Source organism: Colwellia psychrerythraea (genome assembly GCF_000764185.1).
In the GTDB taxonomy this organism is placed as follows: domain Bacteria; phylum Pseudomonadota; class Gammaproteobacteria; order Enterobacterales; family Alteromonadaceae; genus Colwellia; species Colwellia psychrerythraea_B.
In genome coordinates this window covers 26,298-52,523 of record NZ_JQEC01000057.1, presented here as the reverse complement: position 1 = coordinate 52,523, position 26,226 = coordinate 26,298, and the positions used below count along the sequence as shown (strand labels likewise).

General features: G+C 37.7%; 23 protein-coding genes. 15 read left to right on the top strand and 8 right to left on the bottom strand.

Translation table 11 applies throughout. The features are described from left to right. The first annotated feature begins 55 nt into the window (after nucleotides 1-55). From GAB14E_RS03810 to GAB14E_RS03825, 4 genes are all read left to right on the top strand, one after another. Entirely contained in the window at nucleotides 56-745 is a 690-nt protein-coding gene (locus GAB14E_RS03810; RefSeq protein WP_033083938.1) for a PspA/IM30 family protein, read from the top strand. A 132-nt stretch (nucleotides 746-877) separates the two neighbouring features. Beyond that, nucleotides 878-1,519 (top strand): hypothetical protein, encoded by a 642-nt coding sequence (locus GAB14E_RS03815; protein ID WP_033083937.1) that lies wholly within the window; start codon nucleotides 878-880, stop codon nucleotides 1,517-1,519. Nucleotides 1,520-1,580: 61 nt separating this feature from the next. Next, on the top strand, nucleotides 1,581-1,922 hold the full coding sequence (locus tag GAB14E_RS03820; protein WP_033083936.1) for a hypothetical protein: 342 nt from the start codon (nucleotides 1,581-1,583) through the stop codon (nucleotides 1,920-1,922). Between the two features lie 113 nt (nucleotides 1,923-2,035). Beyond that, on the top strand, nucleotides 2,036-2,293 hold the full coding sequence (locus tag GAB14E_RS03825; protein ID WP_033083935.1) for an Lpp/OprI family alanine-zipper lipoprotein: 258 nt from the start codon (nucleotides 2,036-2,038) through the stop codon (nucleotides 2,291-2,293). A gap of 334 nt (nucleotides 2,294-2,627) precedes the next feature. Here GAB14E_RS03825 and GAB14E_RS0123400 read toward each other — a convergent pair whose 3' ends face one another. Together GAB14E_RS0123400 and GAB14E_RS03830 are read right to left on the bottom strand one after the other, a co-directional pair. After that, the gene (locus tag GAB14E_RS0123400) at nucleotides 2,628-3,410 is read right to left on the bottom strand and encodes a L,D-transpeptidase family protein (RefSeq protein WP_231562099.1); all 783 of its coding nucleotides are present in this window, start codon (nucleotides 3,408-3,410) and stop codon (nucleotides 2,628-2,630) included. A gap of 134 nt (nucleotides 3,411-3,544) precedes the next feature. After that, nucleotides 3,545-5,149, bottom strand: a complete 1,605-nt coding sequence (locus tag GAB14E_RS03830) for a CYTH domain-containing protein (RefSeq protein ID WP_033083934.1) — start codon at nucleotides 5,147-5,149, stop codon at nucleotides 3,545-3,547. 306 nt (nucleotides 5,150-5,455) lie between these two features. On the opposite strand from GAB14E_RS03830, the gene GAB14E_RS03835 reads away from it, so the two are divergent. Then, nucleotides 5,456-6,061: a TIGR04211 family SH3 domain-containing protein gene (locus GAB14E_RS03835; protein WP_033083933.1), complete on the top strand. Its 606-nt coding sequence runs from the start codon at nucleotides 5,456-5,458 to the stop codon at nucleotides 6,059-6,061. Nucleotides 6,062-6,122: 61 nt separating this feature from the next. Here GAB14E_RS03835 and GAB14E_RS03840 read toward each other — a convergent pair whose 3' ends face one another. Both GAB14E_RS03840 and GAB14E_RS03845 read right to left on the bottom strand, forming a co-directional pair. Beyond that, nucleotides 6,123-7,211 (bottom strand): glycosyltransferase, encoded by a 1,089-nt coding sequence (locus GAB14E_RS03840; protein WP_033083932.1) that lies wholly within the window; start codon nucleotides 7,209-7,211, stop codon nucleotides 6,123-6,125. 14 nt (nucleotides 7,212-7,225) lie between these two features. Beyond that, the gene (locus GAB14E_RS03845) at nucleotides 7,226-8,302 is read right to left on the bottom strand and encodes a glycosyltransferase family 9 protein (RefSeq protein WP_033083931.1); all 1,077 of its coding nucleotides are present in this window, start codon (nucleotides 8,300-8,302) and stop codon (nucleotides 7,226-7,228) included. A 231-nt stretch (nucleotides 8,303-8,533) separates the two neighbouring features. On the opposite strand from GAB14E_RS03845, the gene GAB14E_RS03850 reads away from it, so the two are divergent. The 8 genes from GAB14E_RS03850 to leuD all read left to right on the top strand — a co-directional run bounded on the left by GAB14E_RS03850 (nucleotide 8,534) and on the right by leuD (nucleotide 19,478). After that, on the top strand, nucleotides 8,534-10,096 hold the full coding sequence (locus tag GAB14E_RS03850) for a capsule assembly Wzi family protein (protein ID WP_052094002.1): 1,563 nt from the start codon (nucleotides 8,534-8,536) through the stop codon (nucleotides 10,094-10,096). Nucleotides 10,097-10,239: 143 nt separating this feature from the next. Then, nucleotides 10,240-11,133, top strand: a complete 894-nt coding sequence (locus GAB14E_RS03855) for a glycosyltransferase (RefSeq protein ID WP_033083930.1) — start codon at nucleotides 10,240-10,242, stop codon at nucleotides 11,131-11,133. A 12-nt stretch (nucleotides 11,134-11,145) separates the two neighbouring features. Next, complete coding sequence (gene wecB / locus GAB14E_RS03860; protein ID WP_033083929.1) at nucleotides 11,146-12,261, top strand: non-hydrolyzing UDP-N-acetylglucosamine 2-epimerase; 1,116 nt, start codon at nucleotides 11,146-11,148, stop codon at nucleotides 12,259-12,261. A 61-nt stretch (nucleotides 12,262-12,322) separates the two neighbouring features. Further along, nucleotides 12,323-13,972 (top strand): glycosyltransferase family 2 protein, encoded by a 1,650-nt coding sequence (locus tag GAB14E_RS03865; RefSeq protein ID WP_033083928.1) that lies wholly within the window; start codon nucleotides 12,323-12,325, stop codon nucleotides 13,970-13,972. 563 nt (nucleotides 13,973-14,535) lie between these two features. After that, a complete protein-coding gene (gene leuA / locus GAB14E_RS03870) occupies nucleotides 14,536-16,104 on the top strand; it encodes a 2-isopropylmalate synthase (protein ID WP_033083927.1) in 1,569 nt (522 codons plus the stop codon). A gap of 84 nt (nucleotides 16,105-16,188) precedes the next feature. After that, a complete protein-coding gene (leuB, locus tag GAB14E_RS03875) occupies nucleotides 16,189-17,286 on the top strand; it encodes a 3-isopropylmalate dehydrogenase (protein ID WP_033083926.1) in 1,098 nt (365 codons plus the stop codon). Between the two features lie 43 nt (nucleotides 17,287-17,329). Next, on the top strand, nucleotides 17,330-18,745 hold the full coding sequence (leuC, locus tag GAB14E_RS03880; RefSeq protein WP_033083925.1) for a 3-isopropylmalate dehydratase large subunit: 1,416 nt from the start codon (nucleotides 17,330-17,332) through the stop codon (nucleotides 18,743-18,745). Nucleotides 18,746-18,881: 136 nt separating this feature from the next. Further along, nucleotides 18,882-19,478: a 3-isopropylmalate dehydratase small subunit gene (gene leuD, locus GAB14E_RS03885; RefSeq protein ID WP_033083924.1), complete on the top strand. Its 597-nt coding sequence runs from the start codon at nucleotides 18,882-18,884 to the stop codon at nucleotides 19,476-19,478. A gap of 111 nt (nucleotides 19,479-19,589) precedes the next feature. Here leuD and GAB14E_RS03890 read toward each other — a convergent pair whose 3' ends face one another. Next, on the bottom strand, nucleotides 19,590-21,401 hold the full coding sequence (locus GAB14E_RS03890; protein ID WP_033083923.1) for an AAA family ATPase: 1,812 nt from the start codon (nucleotides 21,399-21,401) through the stop codon (nucleotides 19,590-19,592). Between the two features lie 628 nt (nucleotides 21,402-22,029). Between GAB14E_RS03890 and GAB14E_RS03895 the strand changes: the two genes are divergently transcribed. Both GAB14E_RS03895 and GAB14E_RS03900 read left to right on the top strand, forming a co-directional pair. Next, on the top strand, nucleotides 22,030-23,376 hold the full coding sequence (locus GAB14E_RS03895; RefSeq protein ID WP_033083922.1) for a multifunctional CCA addition/repair protein: 1,347 nt from the start codon (nucleotides 22,030-22,032) through the stop codon (nucleotides 23,374-23,376). A gap of 259 nt (nucleotides 23,377-23,635) precedes the next feature. Next, a complete protein-coding gene (locus GAB14E_RS03900) occupies nucleotides 23,636-24,205 on the top strand; it encodes a hypothetical protein (RefSeq protein WP_033083921.1) in 570 nt (189 codons plus the stop codon). A gap of 53 nt (nucleotides 24,206-24,258) precedes the next feature. Here the strand turns inward: GAB14E_RS03900 and GAB14E_RS0123395 are convergent, their stop codons facing one another. The 3 genes from GAB14E_RS0123395 to GAB14E_RS03910 all read right to left on the bottom strand — a co-directional run bounded on the left by GAB14E_RS0123395 (nucleotide 24,259) and on the right by GAB14E_RS03910 (nucleotide 25,743). Next, nucleotides 24,259-24,441: a hypothetical protein gene (locus GAB14E_RS0123395; protein ID WP_033083920.1), complete on the bottom strand. Its 183-nt coding sequence runs from the start codon at nucleotides 24,439-24,441 to the stop codon at nucleotides 24,259-24,261. A gap of 224 nt (nucleotides 24,442-24,665) precedes the next feature. Continuing rightward, nucleotides 24,666-25,298, bottom strand: a complete 633-nt coding sequence (locus GAB14E_RS03905; protein WP_033083919.1) for an alpha-ketoglutarate-dependent dioxygenase AlkB family protein — start codon at nucleotides 25,296-25,298, stop codon at nucleotides 24,666-24,668. Nucleotides 25,299-25,332: 34 nt separating this feature from the next. Continuing rightward, nucleotides 25,333-25,743 (bottom strand): VF530 family protein, encoded by a 411-nt coding sequence (locus tag GAB14E_RS03910; protein ID WP_033083918.1) that lies wholly within the window; start codon nucleotides 25,741-25,743, stop codon nucleotides 25,333-25,335. Nucleotides 25,744-26,226: the final 483 nt, after the last annotated feature.

Genomic DNA, 26,226 nt, shown 5'->3' with positions numbered 1-26,226 from the left:
AACTATTAAGAGTCACCTTTAATTATCCCCTAATTGGGAATGAGTGGAGTAAATAATGAGTATATTTAAAAAAATCATGACCGCAATTCGCGGCGGTGCATCAGAAGCTGGTGAAGCAATTATCGATGCCAATGCAACTCGTATTTTTGAGCAAGAAATTCGTGATGCAGAAAATCATTTAACCAAAGCCAAACGTGACTTAACGGGTGTGATGGCTGAGCAAATGTCAGCAAAACGTGAAGTAGACCGTTTAAGCCGTGAAGTTTCAGAGCATGAGGGCTATGCAATGCAAGCGCTTAATAAAGGTGATGAGACTTTAGCAGTAGCAGTAGCCGAAAAAATTGCTAACTTAGAAAGCAGTTTAGCTGATCAACAACAAGCTCACGATAGTTTTAGTGGCAGTGCTGATCGCTTGAAAGAGTTAGTGAAGAAAAGTGAACGCCAAGTTGCAGAGCATAAACGTCAGCTTTCTATGGTTAAAACCACTGAAAGTGTACAAAAAGCAACATCAGCAATTACTGATAATTTCTCATCAAGCAACTCTAAGTTGTTGAGTGCAAAAGATTCATTAGAACGAATCAAAGCCAAACAACAAAAGTTTGATGATAAAATGAAAGCTGCTGAATTGCTAGAGTCTGAAGACTCTGATACATCACTGCAAGCACAATTAAAAGCAGCGGGTATCGGTTCACCAGATAGCAGTGCTACTTCAGTTTTAGAACGTTTAAAAGCTAAACAGAAGTAAGCTAAACTAAGCCAGTTAATTTTGTTAACTGGCTTTTTTGGCTTCATATTATATATGCCTTACATCTGCTCGGCTTAGTAAGCTTTTATTTCGACTCCACTAAGCGAGTCTCCGCTCAATTCAGGTAATCCTATGAATTTTTTTAAAAAGATATTTAGTAAATCATCGAACGAACCAAGGAAATTATCCAAGGTTAATCAATTACTCGTTGGTGATATTATTGTACTAACTGATAGTTTTGCCTTACCTGAATCATTGCGTGGTCAAGAATTTCAAGTAAAAGCCGTTAATAGTTATGAGTTTGAAAATAAAGTACAAACTGAATGGGCTTTACTTGGCACTAATAGCTTAGAGATATTTTTATCACTTGAAGTTGATGATATTACCGAGTTAAAAATATCATTAAAAATTCAACACGAAGATGTAGAAAAACTATTTGATTTAGATAAGTTTGCTGAAGTATTTGATGAACCAGGCGAAGCTTTTTTAGATAAAAAATCTGATAGTGACATCACCGCGATGTGGAGTAGCGAACAATATCAGCAAAGTGTTTTTGCTAAAGTAGGTTTTTTTCACCGTAAAGATCATCGCAGTGAAACCCTATCAGCTTACGAAGGCAAAGATAGCGGCGAGCAATTCGAATTATATAGCCTCTATAATGAAGATCAGAGCAAAGGTATTGATGTTGAGGTCTGGCAAGACGGTGATACTGAAGTGTGTTTAACTTTATTTAGGCCGCTTAGTGATATAATTGATATGTACCCAGGAAGTTAAGCAAAAATCATTCACTAACAATTCAAAAATTACTCATTCGGAAAGTTATTTGGAAGGTAAGATGGCGCGAAAAATCCCCGAGAAATGGCAATCATCAGTTAAAGCAATAAAAGCTGTGCAAGTAGCTTTTGATATGGATGAAAAAATTCAATTATCAATCCGTAAGCAAGCCCTTGATGCTGGCTTAAGCCCCTCAGATCAAATCCGTGATATTTTAGGGTTACCGATTAACAAAAGACCAAAAAGACCTCGCTTAACTGTAAGCTTGGCGCCCAGCGATTATCAAATTCTCGCTAAAAAATATCAATTAGCCGCGGAAGATCAATTAGAAATTAAGAAAAAATTAATGGATGATTTAATCGCCCATATAAACTCTGCTAGTCACGATGAAATTGAATCTTGATTTCCACAATAAATACAAGATTTAATATCAATATGTAACTGCTTTGTTAAAGTTTTCTTTTGTGCCATACTGCAATGAATGGAATAAATAATAACTTCACTTGGGATATCATTATGTTAAAAAAAATTACCGCAATTTCTTTAGCCTTAACACTAACAGCTTGTGCAAATACTGATGCACTTGATGCTAATATTACCTCTTTAACAAATAAAGTTGATGCTTTGTCAGCCCAAGTTGCTGATTTAGAAGCACAACAACAGGCTAGCGCAGCAGATGTACAAGCAGCAAAATCAGCGGCAGAGCAAGCAGCTAGCGATGCTAAGGCAGCTAACGAACGTATTGATAACGTTGTAGCTTCTTATAAAAAATAATATTTATTACCAGTTTAGTTAGCAATAATAATAAAAAAGCACCTGTCGGTGCTTTTTTATTATCTAACCTGAAATCTAGATAATGAGTATTTTGTGTTTAAGTAAAAACAACAACTTACGGTTGTTAAGAACAAAACTTGCAGGGTTAAGTAGATATATGCTCTATCAGTGTTTCAATTTATTCAATTATCAAGGCAAAACATTTATGAATAACGGGTTATTTATCGACGTTTTAACGCTGAGAATTGGATAAAGGGGGACATTGGGCAAGTGCTTCTTATCCAGAGCCCTGTTTACCCGGCTTTTATTGCTTATCCAGAGCTTAACTTCAACGTTATTTAATCAGTTCAACGACTAAACCATGGGGTTTCTCAATAACTGGTAAGAGTTGCTGCCAGTATTCACGCTTAGTGCCAACAAATCGCTGCATAGCTTGGGTTAAGATTACATTACCTTTACTTACCTCAAGCTCGCTTAACGGTTGATGTATTTCTATTAATTGTTTCTCGCCATTTTCATAAGACATTTTTACGGGTTGGTTGATCACTCTTACTTTAGTTTCTAGAGGGACATTATCAAAGAGCCATTTAATGTCATCATCATACATTCTAATGCAGCCAGAGCTAGCACGCATGCCTATACCAAACCGTTTATTCGAGCCATGAATTAAGTATTCACTGGTACCTAAACGTAAAGCATATTTACCAAAGGGGTTATTAGGACCAGCAGGGACTTCTTTAGCCAGGTATTTACCATACTGGGCAAAGTGTCTATCCTGCATTTCTTTTGTCGGCCGCCAAATAGGATCCTTTCTTTTTTCACCAATAGTAGTACTAGTTAAAGGTGTCGATAAACCCTGCCTGCCAATACCTACAGGGAAAACATGTACCTTATTCTCTTTCGGCAAAAAGTAGTATAAACGTAATTCCGGCAAGTTGATCACTATGCCTTTACGCGTAATAAAAGGCAGCAACATTTCGTTAGGAATAACAAGCTGTGAACCTATCTTAAGTAAAAAAGGATCGTGCTTTGGATTAGCTGCTAGCAAAGCCAAAAAACCAACATTATATTGCTCTGCTAATTGCTGAAAATAGTCACCCTTAACTACTGTGTGCATTTTAGGCTCACCTATCAGCCGCTTATTCACATCCCCTAAATCATAGGTGTTTGCCATTAAAGCTTTATTGAACAACAGTAAGATAAATAAACTTAGTGAAATCGAAGTTAATCTCTTATTTTTTATCATGATATCTATGGCCAATAGGGTTTCATTGTTAAGGCTTTAGCACTAGATTGATCTAGCGCGATAATTAAATTTTCACTTTTACTAGTTAACCAGTTTGATAATTTTATTTCTGGCGTAGGCAAGTGAACTAGCTGTTCTTGTAATAAGTTCAACGATTGTAGCTCACTAATACCTTGCTTAATGTCTAACCAAGGCATACTAAACTTTTTAACTTGTTCGCTTTCTAATTCAGCAAACAAGCCACTAAACCAACTTGTGGTTAATAAGGCTCTAATTAATGAACTATGAGCAGTTAAATATAGCTTGGTAGATGAACAGCCCAAGGGCTGCGTCAGTTTAACCAACTCATTATTCAACACTTGAGTGCCATTAGTTAACTGCTGCACAGCAAAATCAACTAATGAAGGGTCGCTTGGTGACTCTTTAGTATTTGCTCTATTTCTTTCAAGTAATAGAATGAGTAAACTTAACAGTAGATTATTAAAGCGCTCGCTGTGCAATAATGCTAAAACTTGTGACTCAGATGGGTAACGGTTTTGAGTCAGTTGCAACTTAATGATTAATTCTTGATTAACCGAAGCTGCTTTTTGATATGAACTTTGTTTACTGGTTAGCAATTGAATATAATGAGCATTATCGACCCAATGTATGGTCCGAATAAAATAACTAATTTCACTGCGAAGCGCTTTCTGCTCATCAGTTAATAACTCACTAAAAAGCCAAAAACCATGTCGAAGTAACGCAAGTAATTCGCTTATTTTACTAAGTTTACTTAATGATGGCTTTTCAACGTAACTATCAACACTATATTGTAACTGAGTTAAAGAAAACTCTATACCATGGTTAAAGGCACAATTTAAATTACTGTCTGTTGGTAAATTTATCATCGAAAGAGATAACTGCTCAACGGGTGTCTCAGTAACGCATTTAGTCTCAACGAGCTCAGTTGATGAAATACTCTGATGATATAAGGCATAACCACGAGCAGCTTTGGTTAACAGCCCTGGCCGCAAAGGTAATTGGCTAAATAATATTTTAGTCAGCTCAAATAACGCTTGAGCATCACCACTAACTAACTCTAGCTCAAGTTCATATATACACGGTTTGTTTGCACTTGCTTGACAAGCAATCTCGCCGTAATCAAAGGCAACCTCGACTTGAGCATTAGTTAAGCTAACCAGCCAAGTATGCCTAGTAAAGTTAGTAGTGAAAAGTTCAACTATTTGTTGTTGTAATTGATTAACATCTGTACCTGCTTGCCAAATGCTCTTTGAAAATAGGTCTAAAATCGGTTTCGCATCGTCTATATCAACATTGTATTCTGGTCTTTGGTGCAAACCACCAATAACAGAACCTGAGGTTTTTATAGTTTGTTCAAACTGCTTATCTTCACCTAAGCGTTTAGTTCCTCGGGTACGTAAGGCAATTTTATTTTTACGAAGCGCTAGGTTTTCAGTATCGAAATAGTGATTACTTAGTTGCTGCTCTTGATGAACAAAGAGTAATTCATGTTCAGAAAATAACTGACTAACCTTAGCCTGTATTTGTTCCGATGTTGCCAATTCACGACTTTTAAGCAAGGAATACTTTAATTCTATTTCAATAACCATTTTGTCCTAATTAAGTATCTGACCAATAACTTAACAAGCATACCGTTAGTGTATCAATATGCCAATAGAGAGTGCTCTCTTAATTACTGTAAACTCAAGTAGGCTGGCTGCTAGGCTACGAAAGACTTACTAGGTGGATAAGAAAGCCGATTTGATTGCCTTAGCCGTCCCGTGTTAACAAAAGCACAAATGACATATGCTTTGAGCTAACTTTTGTGCAGCTTGATATCATTCTTAGCTTGCCATCAAAGCGGCAAACACATAATATCTTGTCTTCCTTGAATTATTTACTACATTGGTTTTTCTATGAATAACGTTATCAACGTCATAGCACTTTTTGCTATCACTTTATCTAGCTCGCTTTTTTTATCTGCTCAGGCAGCCGAAAATAATTACAAGCAGGGCTATATCTCTGATGAGTTATTCATATATATGCACGCAGGTCCCGGCACCAACTATAGAATTTTAGGTACTATCATCGCTGGCTCTGACGTTAAAATCACTGGCTCTGAAGATAATGGTTACAGTGAAATCATTGATGATAAAAATCGTGCAACCTGGGTTGAAACTAAATATGTAACTACACAGGCTGGATTACGATTTGTTGTCGCTGAGTTAAATGGAAAGATTGCTAATAGCAGTGATTTTACCAGTCAACTTGATGGCGAAGTAAATGAACTAAAAAGCAAAGTGAATCTACTCACCAGTGATAAGAGAAAGCTGTCATCTGAGCTTAAAAAGTTAACTGTTACATTAGAAAAAACCCGCACTAAAATTAAAGATCAGGATACCAACATTAAAAGACAGTGGTTCTATAATGGTGCTCTGGTACTAGGTATTGGATTGATCTTAGGCTTGATTTTACCAAAAATATTTACTCGACGTCGTGGTGCTATGGAAAACTGGTCATAGCTTTATAAGTAAACTTCAGTACCTCAAAACTCAATTTGAGGTACTAATCAATTAGCGATATCTAACCCGCTAAATTTAAGTATTTTTTAGCAATATTACTAGCCTTTACCTTATTAAGAATATCAGCCTCACTTAAATCAAGCTCAGTTATTAAAATGCGATTTATCGCTTCTGCTAGCGCCTCTGGCTCTCGCCTAGGTACTAAATAATCACCTAATGATCCCGTTAATATTTCATCTGGACCATGAGGGCATGCAGTGCTGACAACTTTAGTATTAACGGCAATAGCCTCTAACAATACAGTTGGTAAGCCCTCATAATCAGAGCTAAGTATTAATGCTCTTGCATTTCTTATCCAATTATAAGCATTAGCTTGAAAACCGGGCAATATAAGTCTGTCCGCCACGCCGTATTTACTCGCCATTTTAAGTACTTTTTTTGGCTTATTACAAAGCAGTACTAACTTAACCTCTTTTGATACCCGTGAAAAAGCTTCAAATAAAATATCATGGCGCTTTTGCTTTGCTAAGCGGCCAACATGAATAATATATGGCTCTTGTGGGATAGCATTATCTACTATTAACGATTTGTTCTGAATATCATCTATATCAAAGGGGTTGTAAATCGTAGCAATGCTTTGTGCTTGTATGACATCACCTTGCTTTATTTCCTGCTCAATCCCCTTAGAAACACAGATTAAATCTTTGCCTGACAGATTTTTTTTAGATTTATATAAGTACCAATAAGCAAAAGGCCCTAATTTTTTTTGTCGCTGTAACTCTTCTTCAACACTGTTGTGAATAATATAATAAACCGAACGAATACAGCTTTTGGCAAGTAAATTATTACTACGATCTAAATTAGATAAGACAAGATCGAAGGCCGTCGATTGTTGTTCATAATCAAAAAACCAACGTTCAATTTTAGCAACACTGCTTTTAAGTTGCCACAACCTATCTACTTTCGAGGCCTTATGATTAAAAAGGTAACAAACAGTAATGCCCTCAGGCACAACATAATCGCAACGGTTACTTAATGATAAGATGGTAACTTTATGCCCTTGTCTAACTATTTCTGTAGCTAAACTGATCATTACCCGTTCAGCGCCACCACCTGTTAAACCATCGATGACTATGACAATATTTTTCATTTAACTATCAGCCTTTATTGTGTTTTTTGATCAAAAGTAAAAAGTGAAGCTATATCCTCAACGATCAACTCAAGAGCATTTAACGGCGCTTGTTTTGCCATATTATTAAGCAGAGCTTGACGTTCATTTTGTGTAATTAATCGTTTAGCTTGCAACACTAAACTTTCAGATAACGGCGCCGCCGCCAATACTAGCCGCTTTGCCTGACATAATTTCAAGCGCATCGGTTGATCCGGGGAAACAGGTGCCGCGACACAAGGTTTGTGTAAAGTGATACATTGTAATAATGTATCGCCGGCACTAATAACACAGGCTTGAGCGGCAATTATTAATGAAATAAAGTCTTTATTTGTTATACTTTTAATACAGATTATATCATTATTTTCAGGAAGTTCTTTAGGGTAGTTATCGCCAAAAATAACAATACATTGAATACCTGTCTGTAAGTAAAACTCCTGTGCTGCTTGATAATAGATATCTGCAGCAAGCTTCCCTGAAACTAAGTGTCCACCTGAGCCAGCATTGAAAACAAGATAATTTTCTCTTACTAAGTCATAGCGTACCAGTAGTTTGGCTTGGTATTCATCACTACTTAACTCGAAGACCGGTCCTAAGTTCTTAGGTGCTTTTTTATTAAAAAGGGCAAGCTTAACTCGCTGCCATAAACTTATCGGCTTTATGCAATAGTCTGGCTGCGCCACCCAGTGAATATCAGTACTTGCTAAACGGTTTAATTTCAAACCTCGACTACGTTTTTTATTATGCTGGGAGATAAACGCAACTTTAGCACCAGTAGCCTTAGCTTTTTTGAACTGTGCAGCTCGACCTGATGCATCAAAAATCACCAGGTTGGGGGAAACTTGCTCAATAATACGGTTAACTGTTGCGGTATCTTTTGTTGGAGAGTTCTGGCAGCCGTGAACTATATAAGGACAATCATTAAAGTAGCTGACTTGCTTATTTAATATAAAGTGGATACTGATATTTGGCCAACGGATTTTCAGCGCCTTAGCAATAATGAGTGAACGCATGTACTCACCTATGCCAGACGATGAAGAAACAGGGATGAATAAAACGCAGTTAAGTTTCATTGATGTTTATGCCAAGTAAAATAAGAAGAAATAAAGTCAGGCATATTACCTGAAAATAAGCCAATGCTCTAACATCTGCCGTTGTTTATTTTTGTTATTTTCCGTAAACAGTAGATGAGTTAACAGGACAACACTGATACAATCGGCGCAATTTTATTATCGCAGTTTTTCTACATATTCTTTACTGTAGTTTCTTCATTATATATACACTGCACTATTTAGGACTATTTAATGTTTTTAAAGCCTAGTTTGGCCTTTTTTGGCACGCTTATTTTAACTGCTCTTTTCAATGCAAGTTTTGCTGCCCCTTGGGTAGAGCCGGATGATCTTGCCTTAAGAAGCGATATTCAATTGCTTGCAGACAGTGGCATAATAACCGCGCCGGTTACGACTTTCCCACTGATGTGGAATGCCATCAAAGATGACATTTTATCAGTTAATACAGCTTTACTTAATGATGAACAGCTTCAAGCGCTGAATCACGTTAAGTATAGTTTTAAGTATGCATCAAGTAATCAAAATACCACTAAAAAAACTATTTATTTAGCCAGCAGCGCTAATCGTTTTACCAGCTATGGTAATGATAATTTTGATCAAGGAAACTTTGAACTTTCTGATGAGTTTTTTGTTGGCAACCTAGCAGGTAAATTACAAGTTAATTACCGAATAGGATTAGATGACAATCCAGAGTTAAACCAAGGTAGCGATGCCAACTTTGACGGTAGTTATTTGGCCTACAAGATAGGTAACTGGGTATTGAGTGCAGGAGCTATCGAGCGCTGGTGGGGACCAGGTATAGATACTAATTTAATAATGACAACCAACTCAAGGCCCTTACCGGCCTTGAGTATTACCCGTGATAATTCTGAAGCTTTTGAAACGCCTTGGTTAAGTTGGATCGGTCCTTGGACACTTACCGCACAAATGGCGCAATTAGAAGAAAGCCGCGAAGTACCTGATGCCATGATGTGGAGTACACGTGCAACTTTCCGTCCTCTTCGAGGATTAGAAGTTGGCGCTTCTTGGTCATTTCAATGGGCAGGCGAAGGTCAACCAAGCTCAATAAAAGACTTCTTTAAAATACTTTTAGGTGGTCAAGAGTGTGCCAATGGCGATCCTAATTGTGATCCTTCTAACAATACCTATCAAGGTAACCACTTAGCTGGTTATGATATACGTTGGTCTGATACTCTTTTTGAATTGCCTTATGCACTTTATTTCCAAACTATAGGTGAAGATGGCTCTCCTAATGCAGGCATAATTACCGATAAAGCTGATATGTATGGCATTGAAACGCGCTTTAAACTATTTAATCAGCGTATATTGGCAAACCTAGAGTTTACCGATACTCAAGTCGCTTGTGGTGGCAATGATCCAACACTAAATTGTTTTTATGAACATAGTACTTATAAATCAGGCTATCGTTATAATCACCGCACTATTGGTTCAACTTATGATAATGATGCAAAAACTATCGTCGCTACTTTTCTAGTTCAAACAACAACTGGCAACAGCTGGCAATTAAAGTTCAGAAAAGCACAATTAAATACCGATAACATTGATCGATACCTTGATAATATTAATCTAGGAAATCCAGTATCAAAAGTGGCTGAAGATGTTTTGCAATTTGATGGTCAATATAAATTTATCGCCTTTGACTCTCGCTTTACCCTTGGCATGATAGTGACTAACTCCAAGTTTGCCAATAATAAAGATGACAGTATTGATGAAGATCCTAATTATAAAGATGGTACTCAATTTGATGCCTATATAAAGTGGGAATATCGTTTTTAAAGCCTTAGCTAGGCTTACAGTTAATTAGTATTGCTAATAGGCTAAGTAAATAATAATTAACAGCTAATTTTAAAAAATATAAATGATGATATACTGCATCAATCGATAATTATAAATATATATAACTAAGAAGCGAAAAAGCCATGAAAACGAGCAAAACATACGCGCCTCGCTGGTATAATACATATGCTATTCACTTCTTTCGTCTAGTTATAACTCGTATTTTACCTGTTTCTTGGTTTAGAGCCCCCCTGCCCGCACTTAAAGAACGCAAAGCTGTTGATGGTTTTTTCGAATTAGAAATTGTTAGTCATTGTTGGGGATATTCAAATATGCTCACCTATCAATTGAGCTCTTTTGTTAATTTCCCGCCAACCAAGTGTGCGCTCACTGTGACTGTTTTTTATGCTAAAGAAGACGGTAAAAGCCAAGCAGTATTGGATTTTTTCAGTAAAAAATCGGTTGCAAATGTCACTTGGAATTTCCAAGTATTGTCTAAAGGGAAACTATTTAGACGTGGTATCGGCCGTAACATGGTTGCACGTGCTACAAAAGCCGACTGGTTATGGTTTACCGACTGCGACATTATCTTCCATAAAAACTGCTTAGATTCTTTAGCTGAACAACTACAAGGTAAACGAGAAAGTTTGTACTACCCTCAACAAGAACGAACCACTGAGATGTTAGCGCAAGACGATCCTATGTTACGTCAAGATAGTGAACCTCAACTGGTTGATATCGACGCTGATGGTTTCAGTTTACATTCACGTGATAAAGCTAAAGGTGCATTTCAAATTGTACATGGTGATGTAGCTCGCGCGATAGGTTATTGTGAAAAACTAAAAATGTTCCAAACTGAAGATGAACGCTGGCGTAAAACCTATGAAGATACTGCTTTTAAGTGGTTAATTTCTAGTGAAGGCATTCCATTAGATATTGCTGGTGTATTCCAAATCCGTCACGTGCAGAAAGGTCGTTACACCAAAGACTCTAACGTATCAAGAGTTCGCAGCAAAATTAGACGTTTACAAGAATAAGAGAGTAAAAATATGAAAGTATTAACTGTATTTGGAACTCGACCAGAAGCAATTAAAATGGCCCCCCTTGTCCATGCTCTAGCTGATGATTCACGTTTTGAGTCTAAAGTTTGTGTCACAGCACAACACAGAGAAATGCTTGATCAAGTCATCGACTTATTCAAAATAACACCAGATTTCGACCTAAACCTAATGAAAGCAGGTCAAACGTTAAATGATGTCACAGCCGGAATCTTAATAAAATTAAAGCCCATCTTAAACGAGTTTAAACCTGATGTTGTGCTGGTACACGGCGATACCGCAACAACTTTTGCCTCAGCGTTAGCTGCTTATTACGAACAGATACCTGTTGGACATGTAGAAGCAGGTTTACGTACCCAAAATATATATTCACCCTGGCCAGAAGAGGGCAATAGAAAGTTAACCGGCGCCTTAACAAAATATCATTTCGCTCCGACAGAAACATCTAAAGCAAACCTAATATTGGAAAACTATGCAGAGCAAGATATCATTGTCACTGGCAATACCGTCATTGATGCGCTATTGATGATACAAGACAAGATAACACAAGATAATGAATTAACTGCAAGCTTAGCCGCTAAATTCAACATGTTAGATAAGTCTAAGAAATTAATTTTGGTTACTGGGCACCGCCGCGAGAGCTTTGGTGATGGTTTTGAAAACATTTGCCAAGCCTTAGCACTTACTGCAAAGCGCTACCCCGATGCTCAAATACTTTACCCTATGCATTTAAACCCTAACGTTAGAGAGCCAGTAAATCGCCTACTGCAGGGTATAAACAATATATTCTTAATCGAACCACAAGAATATTTACCTTTCATTTATTTAATGACGCAAGCGCATATTATCTTAACAGACTCTGGTGGTATTCAAGAAGAAGCGCCCTCTCTGGGCAAGCCTGTTCTGGTGATGCGAAATACAACCGAGCGCCCAGAAGCCGTAATGGCGGGAACAGTGAAACTAGTCGGTACTGATGTTAAAAAGATTACTGATAACATAGCTGAGCTGATGGATAACGAACAAACATATCTAAATATGAGTATTGCCCATAACCCATATGGTGATGGAAATGCTTGTCAGAAAATTTTAGATGCCTTGTGCGAATAATAAATAAACAAATAAATGCTTAGCTAAAAACTAAGCCAATACTTTTTATTGGGTACCTCCTATGTCTTTTAAACAGAAAAAAACGCTAACTCAAAAAATAAAGTGGTGGTTTAACACTCGCATCGTAGGTTTTTGGCGCGTTAAAGTTTCTGGGAGCTTAAAGCAAAAGCTTGCTGCAGCACCAGATACTATAAAATTTAATAGTGATGCTAGCCCTATGCCTTCTCCAAGTAAAGATGGCATTACTGTAATACTTACCGCCTATAAGCGCTCAGAATACCTAGAACAGCAAATTGAAGCCCTTCGTACGCAAACTGTTCCTCCTACTGAAATTTGGCTATGGTCTAACCGCAGTGATGATGAGTTACGAGATTTATCAAAACTTGCCGACCGTGTAGTAGCGTCGAATAGTAACTTTCTTTTTTGGGGCCGTTTTGCTTTAGCCAACTTAGTGCGTACTAAATATGTCGCCTTTTTTGATGACGATATATTGCCACAACCGCGTTGGTTTGAAAATTGTTTGAAAACAATAACATCAGGTCATGATGGTATTTTGGGCGGCTCTGGTGTTTTATTGCCAACGACAGGTGGTTACTCAAGTAAACATAAAGCTGGCTGGAATGGCAACCACTACAATACAACTGTACAAGTTGATTTAGTCGGACATGCTTGGTTTATGGATAAAGCCCACGTTAATTATATGTGGCGTGAAGAACCTGTTTCATGGGATAACGGCGAAGATATCCACCTAAGTTATATGGCATTAAAACATGGTGGTGTTAAAACTCTTGTACCACCCCACCCTGAAAATGATCAGTCACTGTGGAGCTGTCGTCCTGATTTTGGTAAAATTGTTGGTCGCCTCAATGTCGCTACTTACAAAACCAAAGACCATAAAAATACCCGCAGTGAAATTGTTGATAGCCACACACGTGATGGCTGGCAAGTAGTCAAAGGGCATAGCAACTTTACCTTACCTAAAGAAAAGAATTTTACCGATGAATTACAAGTTTTTAATCAAAAGCTGCAAAACAATGAAAACTTTTCTTTAGTACGCTTTGGTGATGGCGAAATGGAAGTCATTAATGGCAAAGCTATAGATTTATCTGAAAAGTGCAACGGTGAGCACAAGTACAGTCCAGATAATAAAAAAGATGAACATTACCGCCAAATATTAGAGCTATCATTGCTACATAAAAGTGATAGCTATTTTGTTGGTCTGCCCTGTCGTTGCTGTGTAGGTGATAGCCACTGCGATAATTTACGTACACAATCCCAACAAGATGAAGCTCAACTCACTTGGGCCAACATTTTTGTTAATGCAAATTATCCAGGGTTCTTAAAAGGTACCATAGCGGCTTTACAAGGAAAAAAAATCAATATGGTTTGCCATGAAAAAGCAGACTTGGTTGGTTTACCTTTTAAAGTTACTGACAGTTTCCGCGTTGGCGCAAATGCATGGAGCAGTAATTATGACTCTATGTTAGCTGAACTTAGCAGCTATATTGAAAAGAATAATTCTGAGAATCAGGTGTTTATATTTTGTGCTGGTGTATTAAGTAATATGTTGATTTTCCAATTAAACAAAACATTCCCAAATAATACTTACCTAGATGTCGGCTCTGTTTTTGATGATATGATGGGGTTAGGGCAAACGAGAAAATACTTAAAGGGTAGTAGAAAGCGTTTAAAACAAGTCTGTGTTTGGTAATTAGTCGTACAAATTGAATCTTTTAAAGCAGAATGATGACGAAATAACTTCACAATTAGCGTGTGAGGTTATTTGAATATTTGTTAAATCTGCCTGATTGCCTAGATGGGATATTACCGCTTAAAATGAATAATTTAAAGAAGCACAATCAATTAAAATCAGTTCAATATTAGCTAAAGCTGTTTAACAAACAGCTCCGACCTCTAATTATCAACTATCATATTTCATTTTTTTCATTGACATAGACAAGCCAAATGCGCTATTAATAGTGCATAATATATTTCAACTCAAAAGAATAGTTATTAGTTTTTTTAGAATTTCTACCCAAACACTAATAACAACATTAAAAATGATAAAATTGATTAAGCACATTAATACTAACCTCCTGCTCGCACTCATCGTGCGCGGCTAGGTTTTGTTGCTTCTTCATAAGTTTAAATATTAGAAACTAATTAGAAATAAAATAAAACCCGCGCTAACAATCGCGGGTTTTTTTATGTCCGCAATTAATAGTGAAAATTAAACCGTAGACATCGACAAAGATTTAAAAAGGATAAGTACATATGAGCAATCCACAAGTTAACAATGATCAAGTAATAATTTTCGATACCACTTTACGTGATGGTGAGCAGGCATTAAATGCCAGCTTGTCGGTACATGAAAAATTACAAATTGCCTTAGCTATTGAGCGCTTAGGGGTAGATGTTATGGAGGTTGGCTTTCCTGTTTCATCTCCTGGTGATTTTGAATCAGTACAGCAAATTGCTCGAACAATTAAAAACGCCCGCGTTTGTGGTCTAGCCCGTGCTGTAGAAGCTGATATTGATGCCTGTGGACAAGCTCTTAAAGTTGCTGATCAGTTCCGAATCCATACCTTTATTTCTACTTCTGATGTTCACGTTCAACAAAAATTACGTAAAGAATTTAGTGATGTTGAAGCTATGGCTATTCACGCGGTTAAACATGCTAGAAAATACACCGATGATGTTGAGTTCTCTTGTGAAGATGCTGGTCGTACGCCAATTGATAATTTATGTCGTATGGTTGAAAGTGCGATTAAAGCAGGCGCAACGACAGTAAATATTCCTGATACTGTTGGTTATACCATGCCCTTTGAGTTTCAAGGCATTATCACTGACTTATTCAATCGTGTGCCCAACATTGACCAAGCAATAATTTCTGTACATTGCCATAACGACTTAGGTTTGGCAGTAGCTAACTCAATGGCAGCTGTGCAAGCTGGTGCACGTCAAATTGAATGTACCATTAACGGAATTGGCGAGCGAGCGGGTAATTGTTCATTAGAAGAAGTTGCGATGATCATGCAAACCCGCCAAGCGTTATTAGGGGTAAAAACCAATATCAATCACCAAGAAATTGCCCGCGTATCTAAGTTAGTTAGTACTGTCTGTAATATGCCGGTGCAATTAAACAAAGCAATTGTAGGCGGTAACGCTTTTAGCCACTCATCAGGCATCCATCAAGATGGTATGTTAAAAGCCAGTAATACTTACGAGATCATGACACCGGAAAGTGTCGGCATTGCAAAAACTAAATTAAATCTTACTTCTCGCAGTGGTCGTCATGTTATCAAGCACAGAATGGAAAGCTTAGGCTATAAGACCAGTGATTATGATATTGAAGAGTTGTACGCAGATTTTTTAACCTTAGCTGATAAAAAAGGTCAGGTTTTTGATGATGACTTAGAGGCGTTAGTATTTAAGCTACAGCAAAAAGATTTAAAGGACTTTTTCCAGTTAGACACTATTAATGTGCAGTGTGGTGATGGCGAATTCTCTACCGCCAGCATTAAACTTATTACCGGTGAGCAAGGAAATATCAAAGTTCACGCGGCCACAGGTAACGGCCCTGTTGATGCGCTTTACCAAGCAATTAAACAAAGTGTTGATATTGACTTTGAAGTTAGCGATTACAAAATATCAAACAAAGGCTCCGGTGAAGATGGCTTAGGCCAAGCTGATTTAATCATTACTTGGCAAGGCAGAAACTTCCATGGTTATGGTTTAGAAACTGATGTTATTGAAGCCTCAGGACAAGCATTAGTTAATGCGCTAAATAGTATTCACAGAGCGATGACTATTGCCGATTTAAAATCAGCAAAACAAGCTTAGTCGCTCTTAAAAATTTGATAAGTAAATAAAAAATAGTAGCGAATCAATCACTACTCAGCATTTAAAATATAAAAGGTTATAAAAATGTCCAACATAGCAATTTTAGCCGGTGATGGTATCGGCCCAGAAGTCATGGTTGAAGCTAAAAAAGTACTAAACACGGTCGCGAGTAAGTTCGATTTTGAAATAAACACTAAAGATTTCGATATTGGTGGCGCAGCCATAGATAATCACGGTAATGCCCTACCTGATTCCACTATGGCAGGCTGTGAAGCTAGCGATGCTATTCTATTCGGCAGCGTAGGTGGCCCTAAGTGGGCAAACTTACCCCCAACAGAGCAACCAGAGCGCTGTGCTTTATTAGGTTTGCGCGGACGATTCGATTTATTTTGTAATATGCGCCCGGCAACACTGCAACCAGCCTTATCTTCGCTTTCAACGCTACGTAGTGATATTTCGTCTAAAGGTTTTGACGTATTAATTATGCGTGAATTGACTGGTGACATTTATTTTGGTGAGCCAAAAGGCCGTAAAGGTGAAGGTGAAGAAGAAACTGGCTTTGATTCTATGTTTTATTCACGACGTGAAATCAAACGTATCACACACCTTGCTTTTCAGGCTGCGCAAAAGCGAAATAATAAGGTAACATCTGTTGATAAAGCCAATGTCTTAGCAACAAGTCAATTATGGCGTCAAGTGGTTGAAGAAGTTGCGGTTGAATATCCTGATGTTGAATTAGAGCACCTTTATGTAGATAACGCAGCAATGCAACTAGTACGTGACCCTAACCAGTTTGACGTTATGCTTTGCCCTAATTTATTTGGTGATATTTTATCTGATATTTGCGCCATGATTACTGGTTCAATGGGCTTGTTACCTTCAGCGAGTTTAAACGAGCAAGGTTTTGGTATGTATGAACCGGCTGGCGGCAGTGCCCCAGATATTGCTGGCCTTGGTATTGCGAACCCTATTGCTCAAATCCTTTCTGCTGCTTTAATGCTTCGTTATAGCTTAAATCAAGATGCTGCAGCAAAAGCGATTGAAGATGCAGTGTCTGATGCATTAGATAACGGCGTATTGACTGCTGACTTATTACCTGCCGATGAACGAAAAAATGCAAAGTCTACCAGTGAAGTAGGTGACTATATTTGTAAACAAATTAATGCCCATAGTAATGCCTAGAGCAATACCCTGAGCTATCTCCAAGAAAAAGAGAGCGCATAAAATGACAATTTCAAATCCGCAAACCATGTATGAAAAATTATGGCAAACACATTTAGTTGAAGCTGCTGACGGAGAAACACCATTACTTTATGTTGACCGTCATTTGATTCATGAAGTGACTTCGCCACAGGCATTTGCCAACTTACGATTTCATAATCGACCAGTACGTCATCCTGAACGCACTATTGCTACTATGGATCATAATATTTCAACGCGTTCAATTAAAATTGATGCCGCCGGTGAAGGCGCTGCCAATCAATTGCGCGCATTAGCAATAAACTGTAAAGACTTTGGTATAGAGCTTTTTGATATGGGCCACAAAAATCAAGGTATCGCCCATGTTATTGGGCCTGAGCTAGGTTTGACTTTACCCGGTACTATTATTGTTTGTGGTGATTCACATACAGCCACCCACGGTGCATTTGGCGCCCTTGCTTTTGGTATTGGTACCTCAGAGGTAGAACATGTTTTTGCTACCCAGACTTTACGTCAAAATAAAGCAAAAACCATGAAAATCGAAGTTAAAGGCCAAGTTGGTGCCGGCATTAGCGCTAAAGATATTATCTTAGCGATTATCGGTAAAACAGGTAGCGCGGGCGCAACTGGTTATGTGGTTGAATATTGTGGTGAAGCAATTGAAGCGCTTAGCATGGAAGAGCGCATGACTGTTTGTAACATGAGTATTGAGTTTGGTGCTAAAGCTGGCTTAATAGCACCGGATCAAATCACTTTTGATTACGTGGAAGGTAAAGAGTACTCGCCTAAAGGTGATGTATTCGAACAAGCAGTGGTTGATTGGAAAAACTTAAAATCTGATACGGATGCAAGCTTTGATGCGGTAATAACATTAGAAGCAAAAGACATCAAAGCGCAAGTTACTTGGGGTACAAACCCAGGACAAGTTATTAGCGTTGATGGCGCAGTACCTTCACCTGACGATTTTAGTGACCCGGTTGAAAAAGACTCTTGTATTAGTGCCCTTAATTATATGGGTTTAACAGCTGGCACCAAGATGACAGAGATCCATGTAAACAAGGTATTTATCGGTTCTTGTACTAACTCTCGTATTGAAGATTTACGTGCCGCCGCGGGTGTTGTTCAACAATATCAAGGCCAACAGGTAGTAGATACTGTTGAAGCTATCATAGTTCCTGGTTCATATCGTGTTAAAGAACAGGCTGAAAGTGAAGGTTTAGATAAAATATTTACTGATGCTGGTTTTCAGTGGCGTTTACCTGGTTGCTCAATGTGTTTAGGCATGAACGATGACGTGCTTGATGAAGGTGATCGTTGTGCATCAACCAGTAATCGTAACTTTGAAGGTCGTCAAGGTCGCGGCAGCCGTACTCACTTAGTGAGCCCTGAAATGGCTGCTGCAGCAGCTATTACCGGTCATTTTGTTGACCTAAACGCGTAACGATTATCTTTTTGATATTTTAAGCAATTAAGGTGTCAATAGTGCTCATTGACTAGCGTCAACCTCGTGCTATTTCCAGTTACTAGATGAAATAGCTTTAAGAGAAATCGCTACTAAGAATTTTTAGGAGTAGAAAATGGAAAAATTTAACACTCATACTGGCTTGGTTGTGCCACTAGATATCGCGAATGTCGATACCGATCAAATCATCCCTAAGCAGTTTTTGCAAAAAACTGAGCGTGTAGGCTTTGGTGTGCACTTATTTCACGATAGCCGCTACCTTGATCATGCAGGTACGCAGGAAAATCCTGACTTCATTATCAACAAAGCAGAATATAAAGACGCCAGCATTCTATTAGCGGGTGAAAATTTTGGTTGTGGCTCAAGTCGTGAACATGCTCCTTGGGCGCTGCAAGAATATGGTTTTAAAGTTATTATAGCGTCAAGTTTTGCCGACATTTTTTACGGAAACTGTATCAACGTTGGTCTTTTGCCAATTAAATTAAGCGAAGCAGAAGTAGAACAGTTATTTAAATTATCAGCTGATGCTAAATTAACCTTAAAAGTTGATTTGCCAAATAATGTTATTACTTGTGGCGAACTTTCGTTTAAGTTCAGCTTAAATGAGTTTCAGCAATATAGCTTAGTAAATGGTGTAGATAGTGTTGGCTGGACTTTAAATAAGCTTGATACTATCAAAGCTTTCGAGGCTAAAATGCCTGCTTGGCAGTAAGTTTGTTAACTCGATGAGTTAACCTTATTACGCACATTTCAAAAAAGCCTAGCTAAGTACTTACTTAACTAGGCTTTTCTATCTGTACTGATAAAAGACACGTTTAAGCAACTACCAATTAGTCAGCGCTGGTAAACTGAACTTCTCACCTTGAAAAGCAAGGATCACTTGTTGCGGTAATATTTTAACTACAATTAAATTATTGGCTATGTTATCACCTTCAAAACGATCTTGACCATTTACTTTTACCCATCCCTGCCCGTCAGAGACGTAAATGTGTTGCTCAAATTGCAAGCTAGGCAATGAATTTTTTAGCTTCTGTGACATTTGAGTCAGTGGTTTAATACTTTTAGCATCAGTTATGTCATTGGATAACTGTTCATCTGTGACAAGAAAGTCTTCTTGATAATGACTTTTCACCTGACTTTCCCCTTCAGTGTCATCAATGGCTGCTTGAAAACGCGCCAGCAAATCACTAGAAACGCCCTTCACTTTAGTAACTTGGTAGTTCATATCAGGATTGGGGACAGCTTGCTTAGTCTGTTTTTTGTTTTGCTTAACTTGATCATTTAAAGCCAATTGCTCTGCGTTTATGGTTAACGTTTCACTTACCTGATTATTACTGGGGTATTTTTTTGTGACAGCCAATTTTATTGCTTCATCATTATCGAAAGTACTTACTTGTACGGAGTCTTCACCCGATAACGCAACAGGCAATGGATCAACCACATAGAGTTTATCGCCTACATGTATTTCATTTGTTTTAGAGATATTATTCCACTGACGTAACGCTTTAAGATCGACCTTATATTTATTAGAAAGCTGATACAATGTTTCGCCTAAGCGCACAGTATGTAAAACTTCTGGAGGATAAATAACATAATGTTTCTCCTCAGTAAAGGAGTTAGAAATATCATTTAATGCACCCTCATACACATCGGTAGATTTGGTGTTACTCACTTTTTTTTCTATATTCGTTGTCAGTACTTCACTATCAGTTTTTTGACTTTGCCCCCACCAAATTCCGGTTAGCGTAAACAAAGCAGCGATACTTAATACTGTAAATAGTACTAGCGCACTGCTATAGCGACTTAGAGGTTTATTACCCGTTATATCCTCCCCCAAAACTCTTTTCGCCGCCGCTATAACCGTTTTATTATTAACTATGCTGTCATTTTGGTTATAAGCCAGCATCAACGAACTATGACACAATAAATTAGTTAATCTTGGTATACCTTGCGACAGTTGATGAATTTTATTTAGCGCCGATTTATCAAAAAGTGGCCGTACACAATCAGCAATAGCTAACCTGTGTTGGATGTACTGATCTAGCTCTTTTTTTGTTAACGGTAGCAAGTGATACCTTGCCGTTATACGTTGTGCTAATTGACGTAAATCTCGACGTTGTAATAGCTGTTGTAACTCTGGCTGACCAATTAAAATTACCTGTAACAATTTTTTAGTATTGGTTTCTAAATTGGTTAGCAAACGTAATTGTTCAAGTACTTCGGGTTGTAAATGTTGAGCTTCATCAATGATCAGTAACGTATTAATCTCATTTTCATGATTTGTCAGTAATTTCTCTGAAATTTTGTCGGTTAGAGTTTTTAAACTCGCCTCAGCTCCTTGATAATCTATTGTTAACTGATCACATAAAGTTGCCAGTAATTCTTGACAAGATAAGGTCGGATTAAGAATAAATGCTACTTGAGTATTATCAGGTAACCGCTCCATTAAACAGCGACTTATCGTTGTTTTACCCGTACCTACTTCTCCGGTTAATAAGGCAAATCCCCCGACCTCGCCCAAACCATAAGTTAAGTGCGTTAGCGCCTCTTTATGTCGATCACTCATAAATAGATATCTAGGATCAGGAGAGATTGAAAAAGGTAATTCACTTAATGAGAAAAATTCGCGATACATGACATGAGCTGCGCAGGAAAATTAAGTTACAAAATTAACTGCTTGCTTGATGGATGTCAAAGTTCTATTAAAAATTAGAGTAAATAAATAACATCGCGGAAAAAATGATAATAATTATCATTACTAATGTTTACAATTAATAATTTTAACAATTAATACAACACGTTAAAAACACCCATCATTCTATTAGTACTTATCATAAGCAGCCAAGTACACAGTCAAATTAATCAAAAAAACCAAAAATAACAAAATAACTTAACAAACATTGCGCAACAAAAATCGAGTGTACAAGATATTGAACGAATTACCGGCCTCAGTCATCATAATCACTCAAAACAGATAGCCGCTTAGTTAAAAGTATCTTCTGAAAATAAAAATTCATTGGCCCCCCCTGTTCCGAGTATGGCGCCATCCACAGCAAGTAATTCAGGATAAACCTTGCGAGACCGATCCCTTTAATGATGATTTACGGCGTAAACTATCAATTTAAATGATCCATTTTAACAAGTTACCAACTAAGCTGAATTTAAAGGAGAGCTGTTATTACTACTTTTCCTTAACGGCAACCTCTGAATTTATTACCACCTTATGATACACTTACTCTACATACCATCATCTTGGTTCTACTTTGTTAACCAGCAACTCTAACAGTAAAAATAGCCAGCTTAATACTTTTTTAGTCGGTGGTGCCGTACGCGATAAGCTACTAAACCGTCCTATTAAAGACAAAGATTATTTAGTGGTTGGTAGTAGTCTTGAAGAAATGCTAAACCTTGGTTATCAACAAGTAGGCAAAGACTTCCCGGTGTTTTTACACCCCAAAACAAAAGCAGAGTATGCCCTAGCCCGTACAGAGCGAAAGCAAGGCCAAGGCTATACCGGCTTTAGCTGTTATTTCGCCCCAGACGTCACCATTGAACAAGATTTATTAAGACGCGACCTAACAGTAAATGCCATGGCTATGGCTGATAACGGCGACATTATCGATCCCTACAATGGTCAAAAGGATCTTAACGATCGTATTTTACGTCATGTCAGTGACGCTTTTGTCGAAGACCCATTGCGTGTATTGCGTGTGGCTCGCTTTGCCGCCCGTTATCATAAATACGGTTTTACCATTGCTAATGAAACACTTATCCTTATGCAAACAATCAGTGGCAGTGGTGAATTAAAAAGCCTAACGCCTGAACGTGTTTGGCAAGAAATGCAATTAAGCTTGGCTGACGGCGGAGCAAATTCTGATATTAATTCAGGTAACCCTGAAGTATTTTTTCAAGTACTACAACAATGTAATGCCCTAGAAGAATTATGGCCTGAACTGTCCGCTTTATGGGGCATCCCTAACCCTGTCCTTTGGCATCCTGAAATTTGTAGTGGTCTGCATACAATGATGGTATTGCAGCAAGCAGTTTTGTTAACACAAAATACTTCTTTGCATAATGCTTCTTTACATGAAAATAAAACCGCAATTCGCTTTGCTGCTTTATGTCATGACTTAGGTAAAGGTATTACTGAAACTCATTTATTACCTAGTCATAAAGGTCATGAGAAAGCGGGTTTACCTTTAGTAGAAAAAATCTGTCTGCAATTAAAGGTGCCAACACACTACAAACAGCTGGCGCTTAAAGTATGTGAATTTCATTTACATTGCCATAAAGCCTTTGAGCTTAAAGCCAGCACCATGTTGAAAATGTTTAATCAGCTTGATATTTGGCGTAAGCCCGAAGAGTTTGATTGTTTTTTAATGGCTTGTAAGGCTGACTTCCTCGGTCGTCTAGGTTTTGAAAATCGCCCATATCCCCAAGAAGAATACTTAAAAGCGGCAGTAAAAGCTGCTAGAAAAGTCAGCGCAAAAACCTTTGTTGAGCAAGGACTCAAAGGGGTAGCTATAAAAGAGGCTATGGCAAAAGCAAGATTAAAAGCCATTGAAGAAGTTAAAATAAATCATCAACACTTAGCTCCTAAACCTCACTAAACAGCAGTATGCATCAAGAACTAAACAAGTAAATATAAAACGATGCAGTGAAACCAGCAATGATTCAAGGCAGCTGGCGTAGAACAAAACTGCACAAAATTACAGCTACAAACTATTGCAGACCATTTACAAACGACTACAGCTTGCCCCCGCTATTTTAACTATCCTATTTACATCAAGTTTGTACTTGGTTTGAGTAACTTATCTATGAGTTACTCTGATTTAAGCAACGCTTATTGAAATAAGTAAGGTGGTTAACATGACAATGAAAATAGCTTCTTCTACAGATAACTTCATGAACGTTCAGCCAGTTATGTCAAGCAAGCCTCATGGTGAACCACGTTCAGATTTAAATGATATTTTAACGCCCGAACAAAAAAACACCGTACTACAAGGTGTCGATGACAAAATAGCTGAACAAGTTGACAATGTGAAGTCGAATTATCAAACGGCTAAAGATATTGATTTGATGCAATCTTACTATCAACAGCAACAAAAACTCTTTGATATCTACTTACAAACAAGTATTGATAGTAATGTTGAAAACAGCTCAACTCCAAGTAATAAAAATACAAGTGCTGTAAGCAGTTTGACCAATACTTATGCGGAGTTATATCAACTGCATCAAAATATCAAAGAGGGTGTAGTGCAATTACCGGGGTTTGAAGTGCCAGCTAAAGACGTAAATATATTGCCAGTAACTCAGGTCAATCAGGCTGTTGTAAGTCCAAGTAATTCTGCCAACCAAGCATCATCACATAAACAAATGGGCGCTTATAATAGCTTAATGATGCCAAGTACCGCATCTTACGTACACTTAAGTGCATAAGTACTTTACCGCTCACTCGCTATAATTTGTTAAAGCCACGGTTAATAGTGCCATTATTGCTTAATCACTTTAAGTAAGTTTAATTCAAGTAATAGGCACTGTGGTAGCCATAACCAAAGCGTTAGTGCTACCACATAAGCAATATTCATATCATAAAATAGCCCAATTAGGCTCGCCACATAAATTACGGCTCGATTACCATACAACAGGTAATGACGTTTCTTTTCAATTGTCATAATAATCACCACTGATAACGGTACATAAACTCAGATAAAACAAGCCAAATTTAAACCTACTTGCTATACCTTTTTATCGACCGACACTAACAAAAAATAAGAATTAATTAGCTCGATATACGATTTTGACACTTATGCACTTTTAATTTTATTTAAAGCATCTATAAAGAACAATGCATTTATTAAGCCAAAAAATATTAATGGGTTAAATAGAATGGTTAATGTTATTTAAATTCGGCTCTATCTATGGTTCTAAAGGTAAGGTTTATCCGTGGTTCAAATACTTTTTTAGTCGGGGGTAATCTATGGAGCCAGTTTTTCTGAGTAGCGCCTTTCATTACTAACAAGCTGCCCGGTTTCAGTTGTAGGGCAACAACTTCTTTTGAGATCTTATGTTTAAAGGCAAACTTTCGCTCTGCGCCAAAACTTAGTGAAGCTATTGCGCCATTTTCTTTTAAATCTTGCTCGCCATCACTGTGCCATGCCATACCCTCTTCACCAGAGTGGTAGAGGTTTAATAGGCAAGAGTTATAAGTCTCATCGCTATGCTGTTCAACTAACCTTTTAAGTTTTAATAACTCTTCAGTAAACGGGATAGAGTGCTTAGTAACGCCTGAGTAGGTATAGGCAAAAGGTTTACCGTCAACAGTATCCGCGCACCAAGCAACTTTTCTTTTCGTTTCAATGAGTTTACCAAATACTAACGCTTGGTCACAGCGCCAAGTTATGTTATTAAGTAACCGATCAAAGTAGTAGTCACTATCACTAATCGGCATAATTTCGCCGTAGTAATTAACCTCACCATCGCTTGGTAAAATATTAAGCGGTTCATCGAGTAAAGCAGAAAATAAATCCATGATCTATTAAATAACCTTTGCTGTTGCTATCCCCTTAATTGCCCCAAGGGTTAGCTGGTCTTGATGCGGCAGCGCGTTCACGGGTTTTCTTAGCCTGTTTAATTCGCAACTCTTCGGCATCTTCTAAACTCAATTCTTTCGGTGGTCTTTGCTCAAGTCCTGATGGCACTATGCGGTCACGCGGTGGCAGTTCAAAGTTAGCATCATCGGCTTTTGGTAAGCTGTTATATTGATACATATAAAAGGCTTCAACTTTTTCTTGTGCCCATGAAGTTTTCTTTAAAAACTTTATGCTCGACTCAATACTGGCATTTTGCTTAAAGCAATTTAGGTTCATATAAGCCGCTAAAATTTCAAAACCGTAATGGTCAACTAAAGTCGTTAACACTGTTTCAAGGCTAGTGCCATGTAGTGGGTTATTTTTATAAATATCTTTATTGATCATTATTATTCCTAAACGGCCTAAATTGGCGAGTTTCTCTAGGTTTACTGTCACGAAGTAAGCTAATTATACCACTTGCAACTATGATGTCATGGCAAATCCTATTGCAATAAATAAAAAAGCCCCTTGTTTACTTTCTCAAGTAAGGTAGGGGCTGGTATTTTATCGCTTAAGTAACTAAATCTTTATTGAATAGACCTGACCTAGTCAAATAGCAACGCCATTAAGTTTGTGATCTTGTGGTGCACATAAAAAACAAATAGGACAACGCCGCCTAGGAGTATTTTAACCAACAAAAGTGAACAATATTTTATTGGCATGGTTGTTAATTTCCCCCCTACAAACATCCTTTCAAGAGCCTTTGATATTATTACCACAGGCTTTTTTCATGAATATTAAGTACTTATTGATTGACATGGCGTGTAATGTTATTGAATTGGTTGTTAAGTTAAAGTTAACAGATAAAGGGATAGGTAGGTTTTCTAA

Excerpts from the sequence above, each read along its gene's own strand:
- GAB14E_RS03840 (WP_033083932.1), bottom strand. The coding sequence starts at position 7,211 with ATGAAAAATATTGTCATAGTCATCGATGGTTTAACAGGTGGTGGCGCT.
- GAB14E_RS03890 (WP_033083923.1), bottom strand. The coding sequence starts at position 21,401 with ATGTATCGCGAATTTTTCTCATTAAGTGAATTACCTTTTTCAATCTCT.
- leuD (WP_033083924.1), top strand. The coding sequence starts at position 18,882 with ATGGAAAAATTTAACACTCATACTGGCTTGGTTGTGCCACTAGATATC.
- GAB14E_RS0123395 (WP_033083920.1), bottom strand. The coding sequence starts at position 24,441 with ATGACAATTGAAAAGAAACGTCATTACCTGTTGTATGGTAATCGAGCC.
- leuB (WP_033083926.1), top strand. The coding sequence starts at position 16,189 with ATGTCCAACATAGCAATTTTAGCCGGTGATGGTATCGGCCCAGAAGTC.
- leuC (WP_033083925.1), top strand. The coding sequence starts at position 17,330 with ATGACAATTTCAAATCCGCAAACCATGTATGAAAAATTATGGCAAACA.
- GAB14E_RS03830 (WP_033083934.1), bottom strand. The coding sequence starts at position 5,149 with ATGGTTATTGAAATAGAATTAAAGTATTCCTTGCTTAAAAGTCGTGAA.
- leuA (WP_033083927.1), top strand. The coding sequence starts at position 14,536 with ATGAGCAATCCACAAGTTAACAATGATCAAGTAATAATTTTCGATACC.
- GAB14E_RS03865 (WP_033083928.1), top strand. The coding sequence starts at position 12,323 with ATGTCTTTTAAACAGAAAAAAACGCTAACTCAAAAAATAAAGTGGTGG.
- GAB14E_RS03820 (WP_033083936.1), top strand. The coding sequence starts at position 1,581 with ATGGCGCGAAAAATCCCCGAGAAATGGCAATCATCAGTTAAAGCAATA.
- GAB14E_RS03900 (WP_033083921.1), top strand. The coding sequence starts at position 23,636 with ATGACAATGAAAATAGCTTCTTCTACAGATAACTTCATGAACGTTCAG.
- GAB14E_RS03810 (WP_033083938.1), top strand. The coding sequence starts at position 56 with ATGAGTATATTTAAAAAAATCATGACCGCAATTCGCGGCGGTGCATCA.
- GAB14E_RS03845 (WP_033083931.1), bottom strand. The coding sequence starts at position 8,302 with ATGAAACTTAACTGCGTTTTATTCATCCCTGTTTCTTCATCGTCTGGC.
- GAB14E_RS03905 (WP_033083919.1), bottom strand. The coding sequence starts at position 25,298 with ATGGATTTATTTTCTGCTTTACTCGATGAACCGCTTAATATTTTACCA.
- GAB14E_RS03825 (WP_033083935.1), top strand. The coding sequence starts at position 2,036 with ATGTTAAAAAAAATTACCGCAATTTCTTTAGCCTTAACACTAACAGCT.
- GAB14E_RS03850 (WP_052094002.1), top strand. The coding sequence starts at position 8,534 with ATGTTTTTAAAGCCTAGTTTGGCCTTTTTTGGCACGCTTATTTTAACT.
- GAB14E_RS03855 (WP_033083930.1), top strand. The coding sequence starts at position 10,240 with ATGAAAACGAGCAAAACATACGCGCCTCGCTGGTATAATACATATGCT.
- GAB14E_RS0123400 (WP_231562099.1), bottom strand. The coding sequence starts at position 3,410 with ATGCACACAGTAGTTAAGGGTGACTATTTTCAGCAATTAGCAGAGCAA.
- GAB14E_RS03815 (WP_033083937.1), top strand. The coding sequence starts at position 878 with ATGAATTTTTTTAAAAAGATATTTAGTAAATCATCGAACGAACCAAGG.
- GAB14E_RS03835 (WP_033083933.1), top strand. The coding sequence starts at position 5,456 with ATGAATAACGTTATCAACGTCATAGCACTTTTTGCTATCACTTTATCT.
- GAB14E_RS03910 (WP_033083918.1), bottom strand. The coding sequence starts at position 25,743 with ATGATCAATAAAGATATTTATAAAAATAACCCACTACATGGCACTAGC.
- wecB (WP_033083929.1), top strand. The coding sequence starts at position 11,146 with ATGAAAGTATTAACTGTATTTGGAACTCGACCAGAAGCAATTAAAATG.